A 23,766-nucleotide genomic window follows, 5' to 3' on the forward strand; every position below is an offset into this window, starting at 1 on the left:
TATTTAGTTGTCCTAACCAATTGGTTAGGCTAACCGTCCCTGAGTATTTCTACCCATTTAGGTTAAACGAATCGCACGTAAAAACACTTATTATGGCTCCTTCCTTCTTCCTCCTTCCTTCTTCCTTCTTCTTCTTTCCTCCTGACTCCTGACTCCTGGCTCCTGGCTCCAATTTCTAGCGGAGGGCTGCTTTCATTGAGATGCTCCCATTGACACCAATCTGCTCGTCCAAATCCGCAAATATTTTGAACTGTGTACCAATAATTCTGGGGATCGCGTAATCTATTACCCGTCAGCAGTAAGCGTGGGAAAACCCAGAGGCTGCTAATTGTCATGAAACCTTGAGTTAAGTCGGGAATAATTAATATGCTAGACACTGCGATCGAATCTATTCAAGCCAGAGAAATCCTCGACTCCCGTGGCCGCCCCACCATTGAAGCTGAAGTTTACCTAGCTAACGGTGTTGTGGGGCTCGCCCAAGTCCCCAGCGGCGCATCTACAGGCTCTTTTGAAGCCCACGAACTCCGCGACGACGACAAAAGCCGTTATGGTGGCAAAGGAGTCCTAAAAGCCGTCGCTAACGTCGAGCACAAAATTGCCCCCGCTTTGGCTAATCTAGATGCGATCGACCAAGCGCTGGTAGACAAAACCATGATTGACTTGGACGGTTCTCCCAACAAATCCCACCTCGGCGCAAATGCCATTCTCGGAGTCTCCTTAGCCACAGCAAAGGCGGCCGCCGAGACTTTAGGACTCCCCCTTTACCGCTACTTGGGCGGGCCCTTGGCGAACGTTTTACCCGTGCCTTTGATGAACGTGATCAACGGGGGATCTCACGCTAACAATAATGTGGACATTCAAGAATTTATGATTGTCCCTGTGGGTGCACCATCTTTTAAAGAAGCTTTACGCTGGGGTGCAGAGGTCTTTGAATCCTTGAGTAAAGTCTTAAAAGCTGAGGGTTTGCTGACTGGTGTGGGTGATGAAGGCGGTTTTGCGCCTAATCTTAAATCCAATCAAGCAGCTTTGGATTTGTTGATTGCAGCTATTGAAAAAGCTGGCTATAAACCAGGTGAACAAGTTGCTTTAGCTTTGGATGTTGCTGCTAGCGAATTTTACAAAGATGGGCAGTACACTTACGACGGTGTTGCTCATTCGCCTGCAGAATTAATCGATTATTTGGATGGTTTGGTGAGTCAATATCCCATTGTTTCCATTGAAGATGGTTTGCATGAAGACGATTGGGAAAGTTGGGTAGCGCTGACGCAGAAAATGGGCAGCAAAGTTCAATTGGTTGGTGACGATTTGTTTGTTACTAATCGCACGCGGCTGCAAAAAGGAATTGATTTGAAAGCTAGCAATTCGATTTTGATTAAGCTGAATCAAATTGGTTCTTTGACAGAGACTTTGGATACGATCGACCTGGGCAAACGGAACAGCTATCGATCGATCATCAGCCACCGTTCCGGTGAAACTGAAGATACCACCATTGCCGATTTAGCCGTAGCGACTCGCGCCGGCCAAATCAAGACTGGTTCTTTGTGTCGCAGCGAACGAGTTGCCAAATACAACCGTTTGTTACGGATTGAGGATGAATTGGGCGATCGGGCAATTTATGCAGGCTCGATCGGTTACGGGCCAAAATAACACTTGGGAATCGGGCATCGGGCATCGGGCATCGGGCATCGGGAATTGGGCATCGGGCATCGGGAATTGGGCATCGGGCATCGGGAATTGGGCATCGGGCATCGGGAATTGGGCATCCTGTAGGGGCGGGTTTTACCAGAAATAATTGCCTAAAACCAACAATCTCGTAAACCCGCCCCACCCATTACCAATTAACAATTGCCCATGCCCCATGCCCCATGCCCCATGCCCAATAATTAAGGATAGAAAGCCAATTGTGGCAAACCCAAAGTTTCTTCCCAACCCATCATCAAGTTCATGCACTGGATGCCTTGGCCGGCTTGTCCCTTAATTAAATTGTCGATCGCCGACAGCACAATCACCCTGTCAGTACGCGGATCGACTTCCACACCGATAAAACAAAGATTCGTACCGCAAGCCCATTTTGTTTGCGGATAAACTCCAGCCGGTAACACTTTTACCCAAGGACTATTGCGGTAAAAAGCGCTGAAAATTGTGATTAAATCTTCCCGCACCAAACCCGGATCGCGCAAAGTTGCGTACACAGTCGCCAGAATGCCCCGCACCATCGGAATTAGGTGGGGAGTAAACTGAACTTTAATATCGTGTCCCGCTAAATCGCTGCAAATTTGCTCGATTTCTGGCGTGTGGCGGTGGCGGCCAACGCCGTAAGCACCCAGAGAACCCTCTGCTTCAGCCAACAAGAGATTAACTTCGGCTTTCCGGCCCCCTCCCGAAGCACCGGATTTGGCGTCGATAATTGCTGTTTCTGGCACGATGAGGCCTTGTTTGAGCAAAGGTGCCAGGGCTAACAAACTAGCAGTGACGTAGCAGCCGGCACAGCCTACTAACTGAGCGTCTTTAATTCGATCGCGATACAATTCTGGCAAACCGTAAACAGCCGTTGCAGCCAGTTCCGAGTCCGATCGATCGCCGCCGTACCAAGCTTTGTAAGTTTCCAGATTTTCAAATCTGTAGTCCGCCGACAAATCCAAGACTTTGCAGCCTTTTTCTATCAGCGTCGGTGCCATTTTGCAAGCTAAACCGTTCGGCAGCGACAGAAACACAACTTCGCATTTTGCCGCTATTTTGTCTAGGTCGATCGCCTCGACTGTCAAATCAATGCAGTTAGTCAGGTGCGGATAAAGGCTGGAATAAGGTTTTCCTGCACTGCTATCCCCGCCCAAATAAACTACTTCAGCCGCCGGGTGATCCGCCAGCAGTCGCACAAGTTGCACGCCGCCGTACCCTGAAGCGCCGATAATTCCTACAGGCACACGTCCAACATCTCCCATTTTCCTTTATCCCCTCAGCCGTTGAAGTCAAAAACGCTTGAACTTTTGCTGCATTGTAGTACCAAACGCCAACTTTGGTAGCAAAGAATTGTGTTGTTTTTTTTTTGAGGTGCATTTTTGTTAATTTTCGGCTGTTTGACACCGCCCAAAAACCGATACAAAGCCCCGACTCCTTTTCTGGAGAGCCCAAAATTTTAGACCAAAGTTGCATCTTCCAGATTCAAAGCTGCAAGTAAATCTAAAGCCGTTGCATAATTTGAGGATGATTCTTGTGGGGAGTAGGGTTAGGCGTCCCGCCTGCTATGAAAATACACAGGACGGGCTCATGGGCCCATCCCACAAAACAATCAAAATCAGCCCGCAATATGCAACGCCAATCTAAAATCTAAAATCTAAAATCTAAAATCTAAAATCGACTGACCGATCGCCAAAACCCTAAAATTAACAAACTGATGTGCGATCGTGCTATAAAAAAACTTACATTAACCTATCCACAAACCGGAGATTAACATTTTTCCCTCTTGCCTCTTGCCTCTTGCTTCCTGTATCCTGCCTCGAACCTCGAACCTCGAACCTCGAACCTCGAACCTCGAACCTCTTCCTTCTTCCTACCTATGGCCATCGTTGTAGAAAACATATCAAAACAGTTTGGCAGTTTCCAAGCACTCGATCGAGTCAGCTTAGAAATTGAATCGGGTTCCCTAGTCGCATTGCTGGGCCCGTCTGGTTCCGGCAAGTCTACACTGCTGCGACTGATTGCCGGTTTAGAAATGCCCGACTCTGGCAAAATCTGGCTGACTGGCCAAGATGCGACCAATACTAGCGTCCAAGACCGCAAAATTGGGTTCGTGTTTCAGCACTACGCGCTATTCAAGCACATGACAGTGCGAAAAAACATCGCTTTCGGGCTGCAAATTCAGAAAACACCGCCCGCGAAAGTCAAATCGCGGGTAGAAGAATTGTTGAATTTAGTGCAATTGGCAGGATTGGGCGATAGATACCCGTCGCAACTTTCAGGGGGCCAGCGGCAGCGGGTGGCCCTCGCCAGAGCCCTGGCTGTGGAACCGAAAGTGTTACTGCTAGACGAACCTTTTGGAGCTCTCGATGCCAAAGTTCGCAAAGATTTGCGCGCTTGGTTGCGGCGACTGCACGACGAAGTTCACGTTACCACAGTCTTTGTGACGCACGATCAAGAAGAAGCGATGGAAGTTGCCGATCGAATTACAGTAATGAATAAAGGTAAAATCGAACAAGTTGGCACACCCGCAGAAATTTACGACCATCCCGCTAGTGCTTTCGTAATGAGTTTTATCGGTCCAGTCAATGTATTGCCCAGCAGTTCAAGAATGTTTCAAGACAACGGCTTTGACTCAGCCAACCCAGAGATTTTCTTGCGCCCTCACGACGTAGTAATTGAAACTACAGAAAATAGTGCAACAGTGCCTGCAAGAATCAGTCGCTTGATTCATTTGGGATGGGAAATACAGGTAGAATTAACCTTAGATGACGGTCAAGTAGTAAACGCTAATTTGACTAGAGAAAGATTCGATAGCTTGCACTTGCAGCCCCAGCAAAGAGTGTTCGTAAAGCCGAAAGATGCCAAGTCCTTTCCACTTTTTTATTCCATCTAAGACGAATTCTGAAAACTAAAGCTAAATTTAGATTGGATACTGCCTTTCAAAGGAGGTGGCGGGGTGCGGTGTCTCTACAAAAAAAAATCTAGGGACACGGCACCACGCCGTGTCCCTAATCTTTTATCAAAGGAGTTGGGTCTAAAACCCCGTCCTTTTAGGACGGCTTTAATTTATTCCTAAAACTTCTGGCAATTCCAGTAATCGTGGTATACTGCAATAGTCGAGGTTAAACTCCTTTGCCATCGTGAAACGGGACATGAGACACACTTTTAGGCATAAACCGGGGGGCAAAGAGCGGCGAAAACTCTTTAAACAGCTAGAGGCTTAACACAGTCTCAAAACCAGAAAAACAAACTATTCTAGTCTTGTTAAGTAGGGTGGGGCACACCCAAACTCGCTTGTCAGTATCCTAGTAAGCTTTTGGAGATAGACCCTCTGGGGTGGCTGCGAATCAGGCTCGTTAATTGGTGGAATTCCCACGGTTAAAAGGTTTGAGTATTGCCGAAAGGACGTAACACTTAAAGGTCAGTCGCTGAATTAAGAATCCCCTCGCCTTTAGGCAGGGGAGTGTCAAACTGACAACTGTCCGCTGACTACTGCGCGCTGAGTTAGTCTTTAATTTTGTTGACAGCTTTTTTGACTTGTTGCTCAAAGGATGTAGCTTGTGTATTGGAAGGATTTTTCATTTTTTCAATGTCAGCGTCTCCCTGAACTTCGTTAGGCCCTTTGCTGGCTTTTTCTTGAGTTTCTTCCAAGGACATTGGTTTTTTCAGTACAGCTTCTTGAGATTCTTTTTCAATCCCTAAAAGTTGGTCTTCACCTTTGGTGGGGCTGCTAGTAACGGCAAAAGCGGGGAAAGCATTAGAAACAAACATCAAAGCACAAAAACAAACAGCTATTAAACTGCGGACTAAACGCTTGGCAGGGAAGTTAAAGCTGATAAAAGACATACAAAATTTCTCCGTTTTTAGAAGTTTTGATCGCTAAGATTGTTAACAGGCTGAAGCTCACTCAAATTCTGCACAATCTTTAACTCAAGTTTGAGAAGAGCAACCGTTGCTTTCTTTCAAATTGAGCTAACATATTATATTTAGCTGAAAAAGCTGGGATTTGAAATCCTTCTCAGGGAATATTTCTAGTTGACAGGAGTCGATCGCCCCAAGACATTTATGTAGAAGGCACTTGTGGAGAATCAAAAAAATTCTCTATAAGTGCCTTCGGATGCGCCTCACATAGCGGTATAAATCTCAGTAACTGGTTCGATCGTGGGGTGGCGGCGGGTTTATTTAACCTGTTTGCAATGTGAGAGGGCCCGTGAGTCAACCCCCAGAGCGATTTGTTGAAAATGTTGCAAGATATTAAGATGCGCCCGACTATCTACTGACTAATGACTAATAACTAATGGCTGCTGCTGTCGCACGGGAACTTGACATTTTGCTAGATAAGTTTTAATTTCTCCTACACTGAGTTGCCCGTAATGCAGCAGGGAAGCCAGCAGGGCTGCTTCTGCTTTGCCCTGTGTCACGGCTTCGTAGATGTGGTGGCAGTTGCCGGCGCCGCCGGAAGCAATGACGGGAATTTCGACAATTTCGGCAATGCTTCGAGTTAATTCCAAATCGTAACCGGCTTGAGTGCCGTCCGAGTCCATGCTTGTCACCAGAATTTCGCCGGCGCCACGCTGTTCGGCTTCCTTGGCCCAGGCGATCGCATCTTTGCCGGTATTTTCTCGCCCTCCGCGCACGTACACGTCCCAACCAGGATTATCTGCGTCTTGCCGTTTGCGAGCGTCGATCGCCACTACAATGCACTGATTGCCAAATCGATCGCTAGCTTTGTCAATTAAACTCGGATCGCGCACCGCCGCCGAATTAATACTCACCTTATCAGCGCCCGCCCTCAACAAACTTTTAATTGTGTCTAAGGATTGGATGCCGCCGCCCACCGTCAAAGGGATAAATACTCGATCGGCCGTGCGGTACACCACATCGATCATAATATTCCGGTCTTCGTGAGTCGCCGTAATGTCCAGAAACACCAACTCGTCAGCACCCGCATCATTGTAAACCTGAGCCATTTCTACCGGATCGCCAGCATCCTTAAGGTTGACAAAATTCACACCTTTGACCACGCGACCGGCTTTCACATCCAGACAAGGTAAAATTCTTTTCGACAACATACAATTCTCTTCCAATTTAACTTACTCGGCGGGAAGTCCCCCGCTATAACTGTACTCATCTTAGCGGTGGAATGAAAGCCAGGGTTATTTTTTGCCGTCCTGTTTGTGGTCTTCACTCCTAGCTGGAGAAGGAGTTGGACAGGCCAGAAATAACCAATCTCTCAGCTATCACAAGACGGTAACAATAAATAAAATTCGTTTTAAAAATTTGATAAATCATCATAAATGTCGCAACGATTGCCTCAACTAAGCCGTCAATCGATTTTAGATTTTAGATTTTAGATTTTAGATTTTAGAATTGAAGCATTGACTTGCGCGAGAGAAATTCGGGGGGCAAGTTTCATCGGATACAGGTTTTTTATTTCACCGGTCCTGAGTCTGCTTTCGGAATGAATCCGGGGGCTGGTATCCTGGATGCTTTCGGTCAAAAGCGAGATATAGGGCATTTAGCAGCTTACTCTAGCATAGAGGATTTTTACTCTTAGTGGTTCCCTAGGCTCCTTACCACCAGTTAATCTCAGAACAACAGAACTTAATCAGTCCGATTCGGGGTATGCTAAAAAATTATTAATATTATTCAAAACGTTTCTGCTGGAATAAACTTTGACACGCCACAGCTTCTTGCTCTTTTGCCCGATTTCTTAAAAATCGCCGACCGTCATAAAAATGGGCGGATGTAAAATAGGCACTTTTCTAAAAATTGTTTTTTACAGTGCAATTATGAACACGGGTTTTACTTGGGGAGTATCACTTCTGCAGGCAGTATAAGAGTAAAAGTAGAACCCTTACCCACCTCGCTTTCAACCAACGTATCTCCACCCATAATCCGAGACAAATTTCTAGTAATTGCTAACCCTAATCCAGTCCCCCCATACTCTCGTGTAGTTGAAGCATCAGCCTGGGTGAATGGTTGAAACAGTTTTTCCATTCGTTCTGGAGCTATGCCAACGCCAGTATCACTTATCTTAAATAAAATATAGGGAATGGCTGATTTCTGTTCTTCTCCATCGGCTATTCCAGATTTTCTATATCTTTTTTCTACCTTAATAGTAATTATGCCTTTTTTTGTAAATTTGCTGGCATTACTAAGCAGATTAAATAAGCTCTGACGTACCTTAGTTAAGTCAGTTTTCATATCTCCCAAATTGGGTTCACAGTTAACTACCAATACATTAGCATTCTTCTCCACCAGTGGCTTAATCATCGTGATGACTTCCCTAATTAAATCTGAGATATCAACGGTTTCTAAGTAAATTTCAACCTTCCCCGATTCAATTTTCGACAAGTCAAGAATGTCGTTAATTAGTCCAAGTAAATGTGTGCCTGCACCGTTGATTTTTTTCAGGTCGGGGATAAAAAATTTTTGATCTAAATCTTCGGCTTCTTCTTGCAACATTTCGCTATAGCCAATAATCGCATTGAGAGGGGTGCGGAGCTCATGGCTCATGTTAGCGAGAAACTGGCTTTTGGCAATGTTGGCTGCTTCGGCTGCTTCTTTAGCTGCTAATAATTCTACAGTGCGTAATTCCACTTTTTCTTCTAGCAGTTGCTTCTGTTGTTCGAGTTTTTTAGTTAGATGATATAATTTTAAATGAATTCTAATCCTCGCTAAAACTTCTTCACTTTGGAAAGGCTTAGAAATATAATCTACGGCTCCTACAGATAATCCATTGACTTTATTATGTGAATCAGATAAAGCACTTAAAAAAATTATGGGAATTTCGCAGGTTAAGGGATTGGCTTTCAATCGCCGACAAGTCTCAAATCCATCAATACCGGGCGGCATCATTATATCTAATAAAATTAGTTCGGGCGGATGATATTCTACTTGTTCAATCGCAGTTTCACCATCAAGAGCAACGGAAACTTGATAACCCACGTCGGTCAATATGTGGGCTAGAACTTCTAGGTTATTGGGATTATCATCTACAATCAAAATAGATTGATTTTCTGACTTTTCAGTCATACATAACTTACTGGGGATGGGATACATAAATTTACAACTTTTTTGGGGCTAGGGAGTATTTAGGTATTGCTCTATGTAAGTTCGCACCTGTTTTAGCTTGAAAGCTTTAGCAAATTCGCGCAGATGTTGAATAAAAGGGATAAACTCCTTGTCTATCAGTTCAATCCTCGTCAACTCTTGTAGTAAATCGTTAATCAATCCCTTACGACTAAGATTATACAATATTAGCAAGTCCTCATGCGAAGGTGGCACAATCTCAACCACTTCTTTGGTCAATTCTCTTGTGCTTGGCGGTTGTAATTTCTCTTCATATATCCATTCTAATTTCAGTAGAGATTTGAGCGTATTTAACAGGCTATCAGCTTCGATAGGTTTGGGCAAAAATTCATTAGCTCCAATCTCTATACTTTTTTGCAGATCGGACTCGAACACACTGGCTGAAGACACGATCACTGATAAATTAGCAAATGATGGTAATTGTCGCAAACTTTTAACCATTTCATAGCCATCCATTATCGGCATAACAATATCAGTAATCACCAGATTTGGTTGAACATCAGCAATTTTATCAAGTCCTTTTTGGCCATTTTCAGCCTCATAAACTATAAATCCAATAGGGCTGAGTAAATTGACAATAACAGAACGGTTTTCCCAACGGTCATCTACTACTAGAACTTTGGGCTTATCGCCCTTAAAACCAATAATAAGGCCCTGCTCAGAAGTTTTAGAATTTTTTGCCCATTCCTTAGCTTCGGGTAAATCTATCTCAAACCAGAAAACACTACCTTTGCCTAATTCACTTTCAACTTCCAACGTACTGCCCATCATATCAATAATGTTTTTGCTGATAGCTAATCCTAGTCCAGTCCCTTCTGATTGCTTCTTCATATTACCAGACTGCTCAAAGGGCAAAAAGATATTTTTAACATGATCGCTCGCTATCCCAATTCCAGTATCTTCCACTTGAAACATAATTCGATATAAAGGTCGTTCCCTGACCTCATCTTCCAAGAGTTTTGATTTAATTATAAATTGCACGCTACCTTGTTCCGTAAACTTAATAGCATTGCCTAATAAGTTAATCAATACCTGTCGCAAGCGTTTTTCATCCGCAAAAATGCCAACGGGGAGTTGACCTTCGATGGTATAGATAAAATCAATTCCCTTTTGATCTGCCCTAATTCGACAAATTTCAACGACTGCTTGCAGAAAAGCGGGCAAATGAAAATCTGTAGGATATATTTCCATTTTTCGGGCCTCGATTTTAGAAAAATCAAGGATATCGTTAATCAGAGTCAGTAGGTGAGAGCCACATTGGTTAATAATATTAATTCCTTTTTTATCTGACTCAACTATGTGTTTCGAGCGCTGGAGAATTTGGGCATATCCTAAGATACCATTGAGAGGTGTCCGCAGTTCGTGGCTCATATTAGCCAGAAACTCGCTCTTAGCACGGTTAGCTGTATCGGCAACTTCTTTCGCTTGTTTAAGCTCTACAGTTCTATCTTCAACTCGCAGTTCCAATTCCTCATTAGTTTTCGCAAGCGCGGCAAAAGATTCGCGGACTTGCTGAGCCATTTTGTTAAATACATATCCCAAACGACCCAATTCATTTTGGCGGTTGACATTAACTTGAATATCAAGATTTCCCGCAGCAATACTCTCCGTTGCAGCGATTAATTTATTGAGGGGTGTAGAAATTTCTCGCCGTAAAATTAAGAACACAATAATAATTTCAATCAGTAATGCACTTAGCCCTAGCACTAGAATCATGCGAGCAGTAGCTAAGGCTTCTTGGGTTAGCAGAGATTTGGGGAAAACTGTGACCAAGTACCAATTTGGCTCATCAATTCTAGTAATACCCAAGTATTCATCATAGTCAGGATTGTCAATAATCATATTTTCCTGTTTATGATTCATGACTAATTCATAAATTTGCCGCAGATGAGGATCTCCTGATTGGGCGATGGAGAATTGTCCATTTCCCTTTTGAATACTTTGCATAAGTTCTGGGTGAGCTACTAGCCGCCCATCGGCTCGAAAAATCATGTTGTATGTGCCTTTGAGTCCTTCATTAATAGTCCGTTTCTGCAAATCCTCTATTAAAATATCATGCCCGATTGTAGCAATATGCTTGCCATCTACATCTAATGGTGTCACACAGGATGCCATCCAAGCTACAGCTACTTGGTCGTAATAAATGCCTGTCCAGACTGTTTTGCGTTCTGGATTGTAGATAGGGCGGGTAATTTGGAATGACTCATCATCTGTGACGCGGAACGAGTCCCTAGAAGGTGCTTTAAGCGCCCAGGGATACTGGTGCATATAAATGATCAGACCATTCTCAGGAATTTGCGTATAGGTGTTAGCAAAGCGATGGCGCCATGCTGGGCCATAAGCATTTATTGTTTTATAGAAAGCAACTATTCTTCGCTGCATTTCAGTATCAACATTGACATTTTTTCCTAGGAATACTCCCGCAGTTTTTTCTATTTGAAATAGGTCAGGAAGATTGCGAATTGAGCCATCTGAATATCTAACAAAATTTTCATCGAATTCAGCTTCAGGATCGCGATTTGCTTCTGCTTTTAGTTGCTCTAATAAAGCTTGCTTGAGTAACTCATGGTTCTCTTCAGCTAATATAAATATTGCTCTTTCGCGTGTGGCTCGTAATTTTATGTATTGCTCTAACTGCGTGAGGGAATTAGCAGTAATTCGTGAGATTATTTGGAAATAGCTAATAGCTGTGGAGGCGATAACAACCATCCCCATACCCAAAGCTATCTTCAAGAGTGTTTGTTTGGTCAGCGACTCTGGGGGTCTATTTCTGTTGTGGCGAGTTGGGGAGAGGAGAGAGTCAGACAATTTTAAGTTCGCGAGCCAATTTCTCTTCATTATTATCCTCTACATAACCAAAAATTAAATTAGGTAAAATAACTATTATATAGCATTTTTCAATTAATTCTGTAACTTTGGGTAGGGTAATTCCCCTGTTGTTAACCCGATCGATAGGCTACGCACGGATCACTACCCTACAAGGGTGGGACAAATCATTTAGTTTTACTATATCACAAAAAACCTTGACGATGGAAATAGGATAAATAAGCCTTTAATACGGAATCATTAATGGGAGGACAGAGAATATCAGTACCGACCAGTCCATCCTGAGTGTTGCGGTCATCAAACTTTTGACAGACAAAAGATGTTGTCTCGATAAAAGTTTTTGGGCTATTAGATATTTTTTTTAGAAATAGAGAAGCCATCGGAGTTAAAGCATTATCGGGAGACATATTGAGTAGTTTTGCCTGCCACTGCGGGTAAGGAATAGAAGGGAGGGCATAACCCAGGGTGTTAAGATTCAAGATAAGTTGTTTCATCGATAATACATGGGGGCTTAATACATGAAATGTCTTGTTAAGAGACTCGGGTTGATGCGATAAATACCGAATCGCCTGAACAATATAATCCACAGGAGCGAGACTCATCTTGATATCTAATTCAGGGCCATACCCTAATTGAATCAATCCCTTGATTATCAAACAAATCGTATTGCTGAGTTGAAAAGCACCTGTTTTGCTATGACCGGTCACCATTCCCAAGCGATAGATGGAAACTGGTAAACCGCGATCGCGGGCAGCCATAACTAATTTTTCTGCCGCCCATTTACTTTGAGCATAACCATCTGAATATCCTTCAGCACTAAGTAAATCGTCTGTTTCGGCAATTAATTTCATACCATCATAGTTCGACGATTGAAAGATATCCAGAGTAGAAATATAGTGGACAGGTGTAATTTTAGTCAGGGTGGCTAGACGCAATATCTCCTTTGTTCCGCCCACATTTGCATCCCGTAACGCACTGTAGGGATAAACCAAATTGACATAAGCACCACAGTGATAAATCACATCAATGACATCTGCTAATTCACTAAAATGGGGTGTGGACAGTCCCAAAGATGGCTGTGATAAATCTCCAACTATGGGGAGAATTCTCCTACTAAATTCTTCTTCCCAAATTTCGTAATTTTGCAGAGTGCTACGCAGTCGAGAGGTCGCGGATTCCAAATTATCAGCACGAACTAAACAATAAATAGTCGCTTGGGGATTATGCAGCAACAATTCGTGCAATAGAAAAGCACCAACAAAACCCGTTGCCCCTGTCAAGAAAATGTGCTTCGGTCGAAATCTGTTAATTGTCAAGGGGTGAATAGTTTCATCTAAGACGGCCAAAACAGCATCATTTGATGTCACTAAACCTATCAAGAAGATTCATCAACTTCTTTGAATTACGGGCATCTTTCCCGAAGTTCTAGTCAACGCATGACAAGCAATCAATTCAGTTACCACAAAAAGTACAATTTGTTGGTGATAAATTCCTCAAGGTTCTAGGAAAGCTGGGGATGGTTTTTGCTAAAATCAACCACACCATCTCAAAATATAAACCGTAAGCCGCATAAACTATCTCGCAAACATCAAGATTCAAATTATCGCCATAAAACCCGTATAGTGCCAGGTTTCACGAAAACATGGCAAACGCTCGTGATAATTTTCAGGAAAAACTCTCTCCCAAATTGGTGCAGGAAAACCAAGTCATCGTTGTTGAGAATATGGCAGTCCGTAAGTTGGTAAAAATTCACTGCCTAGCCAAAGTAATTAGCGAGTGCGGATGGTCAAATTTGACCGGACAATTGAAATACAAGGCTGAAAGAGACGGTAAAACTTACCTAGACATTGGTCGGTTTTTTGCACGATCGAGTAAGAGTTGCCACGTAGGTCTGAATCAGGTGGGTAGCCTTCCGTTGGAAGTGCCTCGCTGGACTTGTTCCAACTCCAAAACTAAGCACGATAGAGATGTGAATTCTGCTATCATTATTGGCGATGAAGGGCTTGGATTATTAGCGTTAGGAACTAGCACTACTGCCCAGGGATGGAATGTAAGTCTGATGGTTGCAAGGAAATCTTCGGTACGATCGGCTGTTCCGGTTGAAATTGGAAGCTTACACCATAGGGAGTAGTGCACAGAACTCTGGATCTGCATAGCAGCCCACACCCCCTACCCCCCGCCTAGCTCTACCCTGTACAGACAAGTTGCTCGCTGACCCATTTTGTAGAAACCCTGTTTCCTAGAATCTTGATTTCTGGTTTTCCCGAATCAATAACTTAAAATTCAGGAAAATAAGCTTGCTTTCTGAGATTCATGCGAAACTTGGGTTTCAGGAATGGTGTTGAAAGATTTCGGACTTGTGTGTACAGGCTAGCCGCCTAGCCAGAGAGGCATTTTCCCACTTTTTTCGGGCCCATCAAAATAAATAAAAGTTGTCTCCCCTCCGGGGCAGGCAGTATTATCAGGTACAATCTTGGTAGACAGTCTGTTTTTACGGGCTGCTTTGGTAGATCGAATCATAAATACCTTCGCTCGCTCGATCGAATTTATGGTTGACCACTCCCGCAGGGGCTAGGTGCATCGATGATGGACTAAAAAATCTAAAATCTGAAGTCTCAAATCTCAAATCGGTTAATTTTGTGTCGTTTCTAGGACTGTTGTGACGAGTGCAACCCAATCCACATATGGTACTTCGCACAGAAGGCGGCAATCGCTACTTGCCGCTCTCCGGCAGCAATTGCTGGACAGTAGGGCGGAGCGATGACAATAATTTTGTACTGACAGATCGCTGGATTTCCCGCAATCACGCGATGTTACAGCAAATGGAGACAGGAGAGTTCTACCTAATCGACTTGGGCAGCCGCAATGGTTCCTTTGTCAACGGGCGGCGGGTCAGTATTCCTGTCACTCTCCGAAATGGCGATCGGATTATTTTCGGTCAAACCGAATTGGACTTCTACAACCCAAGCGCCGGCCACCGACACGCTCCAATACACGAGACAGACTCTGAAGATTTTACGGCGACTTTGACGGTGCGTAGCCTGATTAGCGTCATGGTAATGGACATCCGAGACTTTACAGTTTTGACTAGGCAGCTAGACGAAACCCTCCTCTCGGAAGTCATCGGCAATTGGTTCCGCAAAGCAGGACAGATCATTCGCGAACACGGCAGTTGGGTGGACAAATACATCGGTGATGCCATCATGGCAGTCTGGTTCCACAAAACCAGCGGTGTCAGTACCGAGGAAATGATGCGGATTTGCCAAGCTTTGAGCGAACTGCACAAGGCCACAGACGAACTCAGCAGCCGTTACCCCCTGCCTTTTCCTTTGCGAGTCGGGGCCGGCATCAATACCGGTTATGCAATGGTGGGGAATTCTGGCAGCAGCGATCGATCGGACTATACCGCCTTGGGAGATACTGTAAACGCAGCATTTCGCCTTGAATCTTGCACTAAGCAAATCGGTAAGGATATCGCTGTGGGAGAAACTACCTACAAATACCTGACGCAATTGGGGGCCCAGGGCGCTTTCGAGCAGCACACCGTTGCTTTGAAGGGTTACGACCATCCCAGCGTGGCTTACGGCGGTACTTATGCTGACTTGAACGCTTTTCTCAAAACGAAAGGAAAGAGTTCTTGATAGCTAGAAAATTGGGTGCAGGGCAAAAATTAACCCTTTAAAATGGCAGTCCGAGTTTTTAATTTGGAGTGCCTTTGATAAACTTGCCTGCGATGCTTAAAAAGCAGATTATATCATATGTCCTCAGAGTTGTCAATACCTAAAGGTAAATTTTATAACAGATATCTGCCTGCTGCGGATTTGTCTGAAAAACTGCATAAGCAAAATGGTAGTCTCTACATAAATGCTGTGTATGAAATTGGGAGACAAAACTTCATGAAACGATTGGGTCGTCTATTGGCAGTATTGGGCTTAGTGCTGGGCTGCTTTGCATGGGCTGGAGACCAAAGCGCGATCGCGGCGTCATTAAGCCGTATCGTCTTGCCATCATCCTCGCTCCTAGCTGTTGAAGCTCCGGCTAGAACCAATCGCGCCGATGAGAAGCTTGCCACAGAATACGGCAAAAAACTTGATTTGAACAACAGCGCCGTCCGGGACTTTCGCCAATATCGAGGGTTGTATCCCACTTTAGCTGGACTAATTATTAAGAACGCTCCTTACGAAAAAGTTGAGGACGTACTCAACATTTCAGACTTGACGGAAGCTCAGAAAAAAGTGCTGCAAGCTAACTTGGACAAATTCACCGTAACTGATGTCGAATCAGTCTTTATTGAAGGAGACACCAGGTTGAATAACGGTCTCTACGACTAGGTAGCAGCGGGCCTCATTTGAAGGCAGAAGTCATTGGGCAGAAGGGATTCGGCCGAAAGAAAAGATTTTTTTTCTCTTAGGCTGATGACTTCTGCCTTTAATTTATCAAGACTTACTTTCAACCACCATTCGGCAAAAGCCGACCAAAATTCGCTAGATTGAAATCAGCGGGTTCCCCTGATTCATCTAAAATCTAAAATCTAAAATCTAAAATCTAAAATCCCTTGACTGACATTAGTTCAAGTCCCCAGATTCATCTGTAGACTCAATTCTAAAATCTAAAATCTAAAATCTAAAATCTAAAATCGACTGGCGGCAGACTTATGACTGACAAATTTGACGTATTGGTAATAGGTGCTGGCGCGGCCGGTTTGTACACGGCACTTTGCCTGCCAGAACATTTGCAGGTGGGCTTGATCAATAAAAATACCCTGCCTGTTTCTGCCAGCGATTGGGCTCAAGGAGGGATTGCCGCGGCGATCGCCCCTGAAGATTCCGCAGCGCTGCACGTTCAGGATACACTGGCTGCGGGAGCAGGTCTTTGCGATTTGGATGCGGTGAAATTTTTAGTCGAGGAAGCTGGTGCTTGCATTGACTCCCTGGTGAAAATGGGCGTTGCATTCGATCGCACCGGCCCAGATTTAGCCCTCACCCTAGAAGCAGCCCACTCCCGCCGCCGAGTGCTCCACGCCGCCGACACTACGGGCAAAGCCGTTATCAGTACGCTGACAGCAAAAGTATTAAGCCGCAAAAACATTCAACTCGTATCTCCTGCCTTTGCTTTGAGTCTGTGGCTAGACAAAACCGGGCGCTGTCAGGGGATTAGCTCGATTTGCGGATCACAAGTCAAGTGGCTGCGGGCCAAAGCGGTGGTGCTGGCGACAGGCGGCGGGGGACAGGTTTTTGCTCAAACGACCAATCCGTCGGTAAGTACCGGGGACGGGGTGGCAATTGCGTGGCGCGCCGGGGCGCTGCTGCGAGATTTAGAATTTGTGCAGTTTCACCCGACGGCGCTGAGCACAGCGGGCGCGCCGAGGTTTCTCATTAGCGAAGCGGTGCGGGGAGAAGGAGCTCATTTGGTTGACAGTAAGGGATATCGCTTTGCTTTTGACTCTCACCCCAGCGGGGAACTCGCCCCTAGGGATGTTGTCAGCCGCGCTATTTTCCGCCACTTGCAGAAGACGGGGGAACCTCATGTTTGGCTGGATTTGCGCCCGATTGCGGTCGATCGACTGCGCTACAGGTTTCCCAATATTATTCAAGTGTGCGCTGACTGGGGAATTGATATTTTTTCCGAACCGGTGCCGGTGACGCCTGCGGCCCATTACTGGATGGGAGGAATTGTCGCTGACAAGTTTAACCAAACTTCGATTCCGGGTTTGTACGCGGTGGGAGAAACTGCGAGCACGGGGGTACACGGCGCTAATCGGTTGGCGAGCAATTCGCTGCTGGAATGTCTGGTTTTTGGGGCGCAGATGGGACTTTTGCAGCTAGAAGGTGGAAGGCCCGAGGCATTCGCCGATCGGTTCGAGGCGGGGGAAATTTTGGAAAAATCGATTTCTGAACAGGATATTGAGGCGATCGAAAAGTTGCGGGTCGAATTGCGGAATTTGGTGTGGCAGAGTGCGGGAATTTGCCGAGGACAGCGGGATTTGGAAAGGGCGATCGTCCAACTTGAGATTTGGCGGCAAGAATTTGCTTCGTTGCCTTTGAGTCAAACGCTTAATAATTTGCGGCCCGGACAAATTATTGATTTTTCCCCTGCTGAGGCCCAGAATAGCTCAATTTTGCGAAATTGGGGAGAAGTTGGGAATTTATTGGATATCGGCTATTTAATTGTCAAAAGTGCTGCGTTTCGCACCGAAAGTCGCGGCGGTCATTACCGAGTGGACTATCCCCTCACCGATCCGGATTGGTGCAGCCATACTTTAATTAACCAATTTAATTGGTACAAATCTCCGCGAATTGAAGATTGAAAATTGATTGAAAATTTGGGGTCAGCGCGTTCCCGTACCGTCACTTTTGGGGCTCCCGTTCGGGTCTGGTTCGTATTGTTGGGGATTTCCCAACCTAGAGGTTGGTGTAACTGTCCAAACTCTGGGGGTCGATGCCGTCGGGATATTGCCCGCGCTACGGGCTTTTGTTAAGTTGCTAGTTGAGTTGCTGGCAAGTCGAGCCGCATTTGCGGGGCCGACTGTATTCACTTGCAGGCAGGCAGCCAGGGTTGCCGTTGTTGTGAGCTGAATCCAAGTACGCATAGTATTCACAGCCTTATTTAAATCACTGGAGTAGATGCACGTCCGTACCACCTATTATATCTATCAATTTCCGTATTTCCACTGATATCTTTACATTTACTTTAATTAATTTTAGTAAATTTACATAAGTTTTTTTATATTAAGGCTTTTTGGCGACTTGAATTTGGTTTCAGGTTGTGATTTATTTTAATATTTTGTAACATTTTGATGAGACGGCAAGTTGCTCTCATAAGTTTTATCTTTGGCTAAATCTATCTAATGACAGATGACAGATGAGATGCTTTAAAATTATGTGATTTTAGATTTCACTACTTTGGACATTTTTTTGAACGGTTTCAAAAAGCTTAGAGGGCTTACAGTTTAAGGAGCGAGCTAGTTTTTTAAGTTAGCTGCACAGGGGACGCCTGAAATAATATCTCCCTCACAGCCCCATTAAGGTTTGAGGTCTAAAAATGGCTCAAATTTTGTCCGAACTATTGAGATTTTAGATAAAAAAATTGAAAAATTATAAATGACTTATCCAGATAGGGGTGGGGACTTTACCTACAGTTGTATTATGTTTTTAACTAATCTTAATTAATAAAAGTGATATTGATTTTTCCCGCGTTCCTTAGCACGATACATCGCAACATCGGCATTCTTAACTAAAATATCTGGCTCTTGACCGTCAATGGGATATAAACTAATGCCAATACTTGTAGTTACAGAAACTGTATGTTCTTCTAAAATAAAAGGCTGCATGATGGCGTCGCAAATTTTTTCAGCTACTTTCGCAGCTTCGTCGCGGCCGGGAACTGCGGGCAGAATGACTGTGAACTCGTCGCCGCCCAACCGCGAGATGGTATCGCTGCCCCGCAAGCATTTTTTGAGCCGACTGGCAACTGTTTTTAAGAGTAAATCGCCCACATTGTGTCCGAGAGTGTCGTTGATTGATTTAAATCCATCTAAATCTAAAAACAGTAAAGCTACCAATTCCTGATTGCTGGAGGCTATTTCTAGAGAGGAATGCAAGCATTCGTAGAACATTGGGCGGTTGGGCAAACCGGTAAGAGCATCGTGATAAGCTTGGTGGCTGAGATCAGCATTTTTTTGTTCGAGGGCATTTTGCCGAAGTTGGCGCTCGGTAATATCTCTGATTGCTCCGACTAAAAATAGGTTGCCGGCAGCATCTTTATGCAGGGATCTTTTAGTCGCAATCAGATGCGTAATTCCGTTAGCGTCAGTAAAATATTCTTCATTTTCTCGCGGCTGGTGAGTTTGAAATACTAATTCGTTTTGCTGCCAAAATATCTCGGCTTCGGCTTGGGGAAATAAATCGTAATCGGTTCGGCAATTTAAAATTTCTAAAGGATAGCCAATAAACCGACAATATGCCTGATTCAAAACTACGCAGCGGTGATTTCGATCTTTGACAAAAATGGGGTCGGGAATTGTATCGATTAGCGATTGTAAAAATTCTTTAGACCGTTTTAATTCTTCTTGCAAGTGAGCCAGATAACCCACAACAGCAGCACCAGAACCCACAAGACTGAGGATTGGAGGAATTAACGGTAGCCACCAACCTGCTAAGAATGCTAAGTATAAACTGGCACTCAGACCTATACAGATACTTAATAAACAATAAGCCGATCGACCAAGCGATCGCAAATTCCAACTCACATTTGCACCCGCCCAAGACCACAGTAAAATCCACAGCAACTCCGCAGCCTCTGGCCAGACATTGATACCGCCGCGCCCGTCGAGGGCTGCACTCAAAATTTGGCTCAAGAAATGAGCCTGAAGCTCGACTCCCGGTATTTGCTGGGGAGGACTAAACCAACCGGAACTGTAAGAATTTTGGTAAAAGTCTTTGAGGCTGGGGGCATTTGAGCCGATCAAGACAACGCGCGATCGTACAAAATCAGCAGGTACTTTGCCAGAAAGCACATCGCCCATCGATGCAGTGCGAAAACTGCCTCGCGGGCCGCGCAGGTTGGTCAAAATTTGATAGCCACGGCTGTCCGATCGAACGTAAGCACCATCATTCGGTTGAAAAGGCCGAAAAACCCCCTTGCCTAACTGCAAGTATTTAGGATTGACTCTGGCTCGTTGAGGGGAAATCCCTTCGCTTTTGAGGTAAAGCAAAGCCAGTCTGAGTGCGAAACTTTGATGAGTTTTGCCGTCTCCGGGCCAAGCGTAGAGCAAAGTTCGCCGCACTTTTGAGTCAGCGTCGATGACAACGTTGTTGAAACCGATTCGATCGAGCTTGTCAAGTACCGGAGGCGGGCGAACTCCTAACCTAGTTTCGTCTGCCATCAACTCAATGCCGATTAAGTTGGGAATAGTTTTAAAAGTTTTGAGCAATTCGGCGTTACCCGGTTGAGTTGGCAAATCTCGGTAAATGTCGAGGCCGATCGCCCGCGGCTTGCCAGCGTGCAATTTTTGCAGCAATTGGGCCAAGGCAGCATCCGAAATTGGGTAGCCGTATTTTTGCAAGTCAGCTTCCTTAATTTCTACAATGACGATGCGCGAGTCAATGGGTTCGGCCGGCCGCCAGCGCACAAAGTGGTCGAAAGCAGCCCATTCCCACACCTGCAAAAATCCGAACCAGCGCATTACAATCACCGTACTAGCAACCGCACTCGCAGTAATCAATACTCGGCGTTCTCGATCGACCCATTTTTTGATAGTTTTTAGCATATTTTGGGGATTTGGGCCTCGCCCTTTGAGCATCTAAACTACTACTACCTATAGGTTTTACATCTTCGGGGCGAGTCGATTTTAGATTTTAGATTTTAGATTTTAGATTATCCAATTTTTTGGTTTTTGGGTGGGGGCGAGTCGATTTTAGATTTTAGATTATCTAATTTTTTGGTTTTTCGGTGGGGGCGAATCGATTTTAGATTTTAGATTATCTAATTTTTTGGTTTTTCGGTGCGGGCGAGTCGATTTTAGATTTTAGATTTTAGATTATCGAATTTTTTGGTTTTTCGGTGCGATCGGGCTGCAACAGCAGAAACCGGGTTTCGCAACCAAAATATGTCATTTCAACAATCATTCTGGAAGCAGAAACCCGGTTTATTGCATTTTTCTGTAAAAGTTTTAGTAGTTATTCGCCGATCTAAATACTAAAAACCCACAACTTGTTTTAAACTTTTTCGTTCTAAGCTGTTGTGCATTTAAATTGAATGTCAAAAAATAATCTAAGTCTTGTGGGGAGTAGGGGTTGGGCCTAAGAGCCCGCCCTGAATATGCAATTTAAATGCGTGACAGCTTAACTAATTTTTACTATTTTTTTATTGATATAATAAATGCAAGATTTTAGATTGATTTCGCAGCACGAACCCACGCTAAACTAAGTTAAAAACCAGGATATTTCCTGCCCATCAATCTAAAATCTGTCATCTATAATCCCCCACTTTCCTGTTAGTTTTGAAAGTTGCGGGAGCCCGTGTAACCCGATAAATCAGCGAGTTTATCCAAAGATTGTGTCCCTGCATAAAACTGACCATTAATCTCCCAAGTCGGGAAACCTTTAACATTCGCCGCAGCAGCTTGGCAAATTTGGGCGCGGGAATTTTGCCCCCTGGGATCGCATTCAAAATAATCAATTATTTTGGCTGCTTCTTTGCCGAACAGCATTTTTTGGTCGTGGCAGTGGGGACACCAGTAAGCGCCGTACTCTTTAGCGCCGATTTGTCGGAGGTGGCGGGCCAAAGCAATTTGTGCCGGGCCGGAGGTGGTAGTGACAGCAGGGGGTGCAATTCCGGGGGTAGAGACAATAGGAGGAGGTGACTTGACGCTGTTATAAAGTCCCAAGGCGCCGATCGAACTCACCATTGCCACCAAAATGCCTGTAAACACCAACTGTCCGATATCTTCCCACTCGCGCCCGACTAGCACCAGCACAAACAGCGACAGCGCAAATAAGGCAGAAGTGACGCAGTAAATGCACAGGTCCTGAATTTCAAAAGCCATCAAATACATCAAATAGCTGCTGAAAATTACCATCGCAGCGGTGATGATAAATAGCGCTTGCCAAGTGTTTTTTTCTAGTTGAGAGTGCAGTCCTTTATTGGTGGCGGGATTTACAGCTTTGGGAGCCAATGCCAGGATTGCTATGCTCAGGTAAGCGAGACAGCCTAACAAACTTAAAGGCACGGTGCCAAAGACTGTAGCGTAGGGACTGTTGAGAACTTTATCGCAGCCGCTGGTGGGACAAATGACCGAGCCATTCGTGAATTTAGCGATCGTGAGATAGGCCGTTTCTACGACGCCTATGGCTGCGATCGCTGCCATCACAGTCCTAGACCAGCGATGAATCCAAGGGGTTGAACGTCGGCGAATCATTTTTTGATTTGGTAATTTGGGAATTGGGAATTGTTGACTGTTGACTGTTGACTGTTGACTGTTGACTAATGACTGTTGACTAATGACTGTTGACTGTTGACTGTTGACTGTTGACTGTTAATTGTTAACTAATGACTGATAACTGATAACTGATGACTACTGACTACTGCCAACTGACTACTGCCAACTGACTACTGCCAACTGACTACTGCCAACAATTCCTATTTTACGTTTTACTTGTGACTTTGCCCGGTTCCGGTGTTGGCCCTCTTGAGCCATTAGCATCTCTATTTTCCTGTTCGGGCTCTTTCTGTGACAAGCTGCGGCGGGCGGCTTCTACAAACTGACTGACGCGGATCGGATCGATGGGCTGCTCGATGCGGCCGTTTCGCTTCAGGGAACTCGATACGATTACGCCGTCAGCGGCCTGCATGAGGGTGGAAATGTTTTCCCACGAGGCGCCGCTGCCGATGAAAACTGGAATTCCCGCTGCTGCTGCACTCGCGAGTTCTAAGTCTTCGAGATTGGGAGGGCTACCAGTTGTCCAGCCGGAAAGGATTACGGCGTCGGCTAAAGCTCGCCCGATCGTCTCTTGGACGGCTGTGGTCAAGTTGGGGCTGCCTAGGGGTCGCCCGTGCTTGACTAACACGTCTGCTAATATTTTGACATCGCTGCCCAATTCCCGGCGGTAGCGCAGTAGCTGGTGAGCTTGGCCTTCAATTAAGCCTTGGTCTGTAGCCATGATGCCGTTGAGGACGTTGACGCGGATGAATTGAGCTCCTGTGCAGGAGGCGATGGCGATCGCGCTGTGGGCGTCGTTTCGCAGCACGTTAACGCCGATCGGCAGCGTCACGAGATTTGTTAGCCTCTCAACTACGAGCGTCATGGCACTTACCACAGCCGGATCTACGCTGTCTTTGGCAAAAGGAGCGTCGAAAAAGTTCTCGACAATGATACCGTTTGCGCCACCAGAAGCCAGCGCTGTAGCCTCTTGCTCGGCTCTTCCGATAATAGCTTTGAGGTTTCCGCCCCAGCGGGGAGAAGTTGGCAAAGGCTGTAAATGTACGACACCGATTATGGGATTCGGCGTTTTGAATATTTGTTTTAAGTCCACGGATTTTCCTGAAACCACCAAGTTCACTGACTGCTGACGGCGGATGAGTCACGGTATATTCTAGAATTCTATATCGACGGGGGCGATTCGGTTGACTTAATCGGGTCGCCAAGTTGCTCAAAGCCCGCAGCCA

Annotated in this window: 17 protein-coding genes; 6 read left to right on the top strand and 11 right to left on the bottom strand. The window is 45.1% G+C overall.

The window, feature by feature from the left end; all coding sequences use genetic code 11:
• Window positions 1-62: 62 nt before the first annotated feature.
• Complete coding sequence (locus QT992_RS21080; RefSeq protein ID WP_333337486.1) at window positions 63-377, bottom strand: hypothetical protein; 315 nt, start codon at window positions 375-377, stop codon at window positions 63-65.
• Here QT992_RS21080 and eno point away from each other — a divergent pair.
• Window positions 367-1,647 carry a phosphopyruvate hydratase gene (gene eno / locus QT992_RS21085; RefSeq protein WP_445300389.1) on the top strand — a complete coding sequence of 427 codons (1,281 nt, stop codon included), beginning with the start codon at window positions 367-369 and terminating at the stop codon, window positions 1,645-1,647. The genes QT992_RS21080 and eno overlap by 11 nt on opposite strands.
• Window positions 1,648-1,883: 236 nt before the next feature.
• Here the strand turns inward: eno and argC are convergent, their stop codons facing one another.
• On the bottom strand, window positions 1,884-2,942 hold the full coding sequence (gene argC / locus QT992_RS21090) for an N-acetyl-gamma-glutamyl-phosphate reductase (protein ID WP_333337491.1): 1,059 nt from the start codon (window positions 2,940-2,942) through the stop codon (window positions 1,884-1,886).
• 614 nt (window positions 2,943-3,556) lie between these two features.
• Between argC and QT992_RS21095 the strand changes: the two genes are divergently transcribed.
• Window positions 3,557-4,573 carry a sulfate/molybdate ABC transporter ATP-binding protein gene (locus tag QT992_RS21095; RefSeq protein WP_333337494.1) on the top strand — a complete coding sequence of 339 codons (1,017 nt, stop codon included), beginning with the start codon at window positions 3,557-3,559 and terminating at the stop codon, window positions 4,571-4,573.
• A 611-nt stretch (window positions 4,574-5,184) separates the two neighbouring features.
• On the opposite strand, the gene QT992_RS21100 is transcribed toward QT992_RS21095, so the two are convergent.
• The 5 genes from QT992_RS21100 to QT992_RS21120 all read right to left on the bottom strand — a co-directional run bounded on the left by QT992_RS21100 (window position 5,185) and on the right by QT992_RS21120 (window position 12,881).
• Window positions 5,185-5,526 (bottom strand): low temperature-induced protein, encoded by a 342-nt coding sequence (locus tag QT992_RS21100; protein ID WP_333314320.1) that lies wholly within the window; start codon window positions 5,524-5,526, stop codon window positions 5,185-5,187.
• Between the two features lie 434 nt (window positions 5,527-5,960).
• Complete coding sequence (gene hisF, locus QT992_RS21105; protein ID WP_333314322.1) at window positions 5,961-6,752, bottom strand: imidazole glycerol phosphate synthase subunit HisF; 792 nt, start codon at window positions 6,750-6,752, stop codon at window positions 5,961-5,963.
• A gap of 733 nt (window positions 6,753-7,485) precedes the next feature.
• On the bottom strand, window positions 7,486-8,718 hold the full coding sequence (locus QT992_RS21110) for a response regulator (RefSeq protein ID WP_333314323.1): 1,233 nt from the start codon (window positions 8,716-8,718) through the stop codon (window positions 7,486-7,488).
• 48 nt (window positions 8,719-8,766) lie between these two features.
• The gene (locus QT992_RS21115) at window positions 8,767-11,583 is read right to left on the bottom strand and encodes an ATP-binding protein (RefSeq protein WP_333337497.1); all 2,817 of its coding nucleotides are present in this window, start codon (window positions 11,581-11,583) and stop codon (window positions 8,767-8,769) included.
• Window positions 11,584-11,786: 203 nt separating this feature from the next.
• Window positions 11,787-12,881: a thioester reductase domain-containing protein gene (locus tag QT992_RS21120; RefSeq protein WP_333337499.1), complete on the bottom strand. Its 1,095-nt coding sequence runs from the start codon at window positions 12,879-12,881 to the stop codon at window positions 11,787-11,789.
• Window positions 12,882-13,243: 362 nt separating this feature from the next.
• Between QT992_RS21120 and QT992_RS21125 the strand changes: the two genes are divergently transcribed.
• The 4 genes from QT992_RS21125 to nadB all read left to right on the top strand — a co-directional run bounded on the left by QT992_RS21125 (window position 13,244) and on the right by nadB (window position 17,908).
• A complete protein-coding gene (locus tag QT992_RS21125; RefSeq protein WP_333337502.1) occupies window positions 13,244-13,732 on the top strand; it encodes a zinc ribbon domain-containing protein in 489 nt (162 codons plus the stop codon).
• A 553-nt stretch (window positions 13,733-14,285) separates the two neighbouring features.
• Window positions 14,286-15,242: an adenylate/guanylate cyclase domain-containing protein gene (locus tag QT992_RS21130; RefSeq protein ID WP_333337504.1), complete on the top strand. Its 957-nt coding sequence runs from the start codon at window positions 14,286-14,288 to the stop codon at window positions 15,240-15,242.
• 255 nt (window positions 15,243-15,497) lie between these two features.
• Window positions 15,498-15,932 (top strand): photosystem II complex extrinsic protein PsbU, encoded by a 435-nt coding sequence (gene psbU, locus QT992_RS21135; protein ID WP_333314329.1) that lies wholly within the window; start codon window positions 15,498-15,500, stop codon window positions 15,930-15,932.
• A 323-nt stretch (window positions 15,933-16,255) separates the two neighbouring features.
• Entirely contained in the window at window positions 16,256-17,908 is a 1,653-nt protein-coding gene (gene nadB / locus QT992_RS21140; RefSeq protein WP_333337506.1) for an L-aspartate oxidase, read from the top strand.
• 21 nt (window positions 17,909-17,929) lie between these two features.
• Here nadB and QT992_RS21145 read toward each other — a convergent pair whose 3' ends face one another.
• The 4 genes from QT992_RS21145 to btpA form a co-directional block, all read right to left on the bottom strand.
• Complete coding sequence (locus QT992_RS21145) at window positions 17,930-18,199, bottom strand: hypothetical protein (protein WP_333314332.1); 270 nt, start codon at window positions 18,197-18,199, stop codon at window positions 17,930-17,932.
• 567 nt (window positions 18,200-18,766) lie between these two features.
• Window positions 18,767-20,902 carry a CHASE2 domain-containing protein gene (locus tag QT992_RS21150; protein ID WP_445305328.1) on the bottom strand — a complete coding sequence of 712 codons (2,136 nt, stop codon included), beginning with the start codon at window positions 20,900-20,902 and terminating at the stop codon, window positions 18,767-18,769.
• A 693-nt stretch (window positions 20,903-21,595) separates the two neighbouring features.
• Window positions 21,596-22,519, bottom strand: coding sequence for a vitamin K epoxide reductase family protein (locus tag QT992_RS21155; RefSeq protein WP_333337513.1), 924 nt, complete (start codon window positions 22,517-22,519; stop codon window positions 21,596-21,598).
• Between the two features lie 226 nt (window positions 22,520-22,745).
• Window positions 22,746-23,633 carry a photosystem I biogenesis protein BtpA gene (gene btpA / locus QT992_RS21160; RefSeq protein ID WP_333057464.1) on the bottom strand — a complete coding sequence of 296 codons (888 nt, stop codon included), beginning with the start codon at window positions 23,631-23,633 and terminating at the stop codon, window positions 22,746-22,748.
• Window positions 23,634-23,766 lie beyond the last annotated feature (133 nt).

Source organism: Microcoleus sp. T3_D1, assembly GCF_036700405.1.
In the GTDB taxonomy this organism is placed as follows: Bacteria; Cyanobacteriota; Cyanobacteriia; order Cyanobacteriales; family Microcoleaceae; genus Microcoleus.

Excerpts from the sequence above, each read along its gene's own strand:
- eno (WP_445300389.1), top strand. The coding sequence starts at position 367 with ATGCTAGACACTGCGATCGAATCTATTCAAGCCAGAGAAATCCTCGAC.
- argC (WP_333337491.1), bottom strand. The coding sequence starts at position 2,942 with ATGGGAGATGTTGGACGTGTGCCTGTAGGAATTATCGGCGCTTCAGGG.
- QT992_RS21095 (WP_333337494.1), top strand. The coding sequence starts at position 3,557 with ATGGCCATCGTTGTAGAAAACATATCAAAACAGTTTGGCAGTTTCCAA.
- QT992_RS21100 (WP_333314320.1), bottom strand. The coding sequence starts at position 5,526 with ATGTCTTTTATCAGCTTTAACTTCCCTGCCAAGCGTTTAGTCCGCAGT.
- hisF (WP_333314322.1), bottom strand. The coding sequence starts at position 6,752 with ATGTTGTCGAAAAGAATTTTACCTTGTCTGGATGTGAAAGCCGGTCGC.
- QT992_RS21110 (WP_333314323.1), bottom strand. The coding sequence starts at position 8,718 with ATGACTGAAAAGTCAGAAAATCAATCTATTTTGATTGTAGATGATAAT.
- QT992_RS21125 (WP_333337502.1), top strand. The coding sequence starts at position 13,244 with ATGGCAAACGCTCGTGATAATTTTCAGGAAAAACTCTCTCCCAAATTG.
- QT992_RS21130 (WP_333337504.1), top strand. The coding sequence starts at position 14,286 with ATGGTACTTCGCACAGAAGGCGGCAATCGCTACTTGCCGCTCTCCGGC.
- psbU (WP_333314329.1), top strand. The coding sequence starts at position 15,498 with ATGAAACGATTGGGTCGTCTATTGGCAGTATTGGGCTTAGTGCTGGGC.
- nadB (WP_333337506.1), top strand. The coding sequence starts at position 16,256 with ATGACTGACAAATTTGACGTATTGGTAATAGGTGCTGGCGCGGCCGGT.
- QT992_RS21150 (WP_445305328.1), bottom strand. The coding sequence starts at position 20,902 with ATGCTCAAAGGGCGAGGCCCAAATCCCCAAAATATGCTAAAAACTATC.
- QT992_RS21155 (WP_333337513.1), bottom strand. The coding sequence starts at position 22,519 with ATGATTCGCCGACGTTCAACCCCTTGGATTCATCGCTGGTCTAGGACT.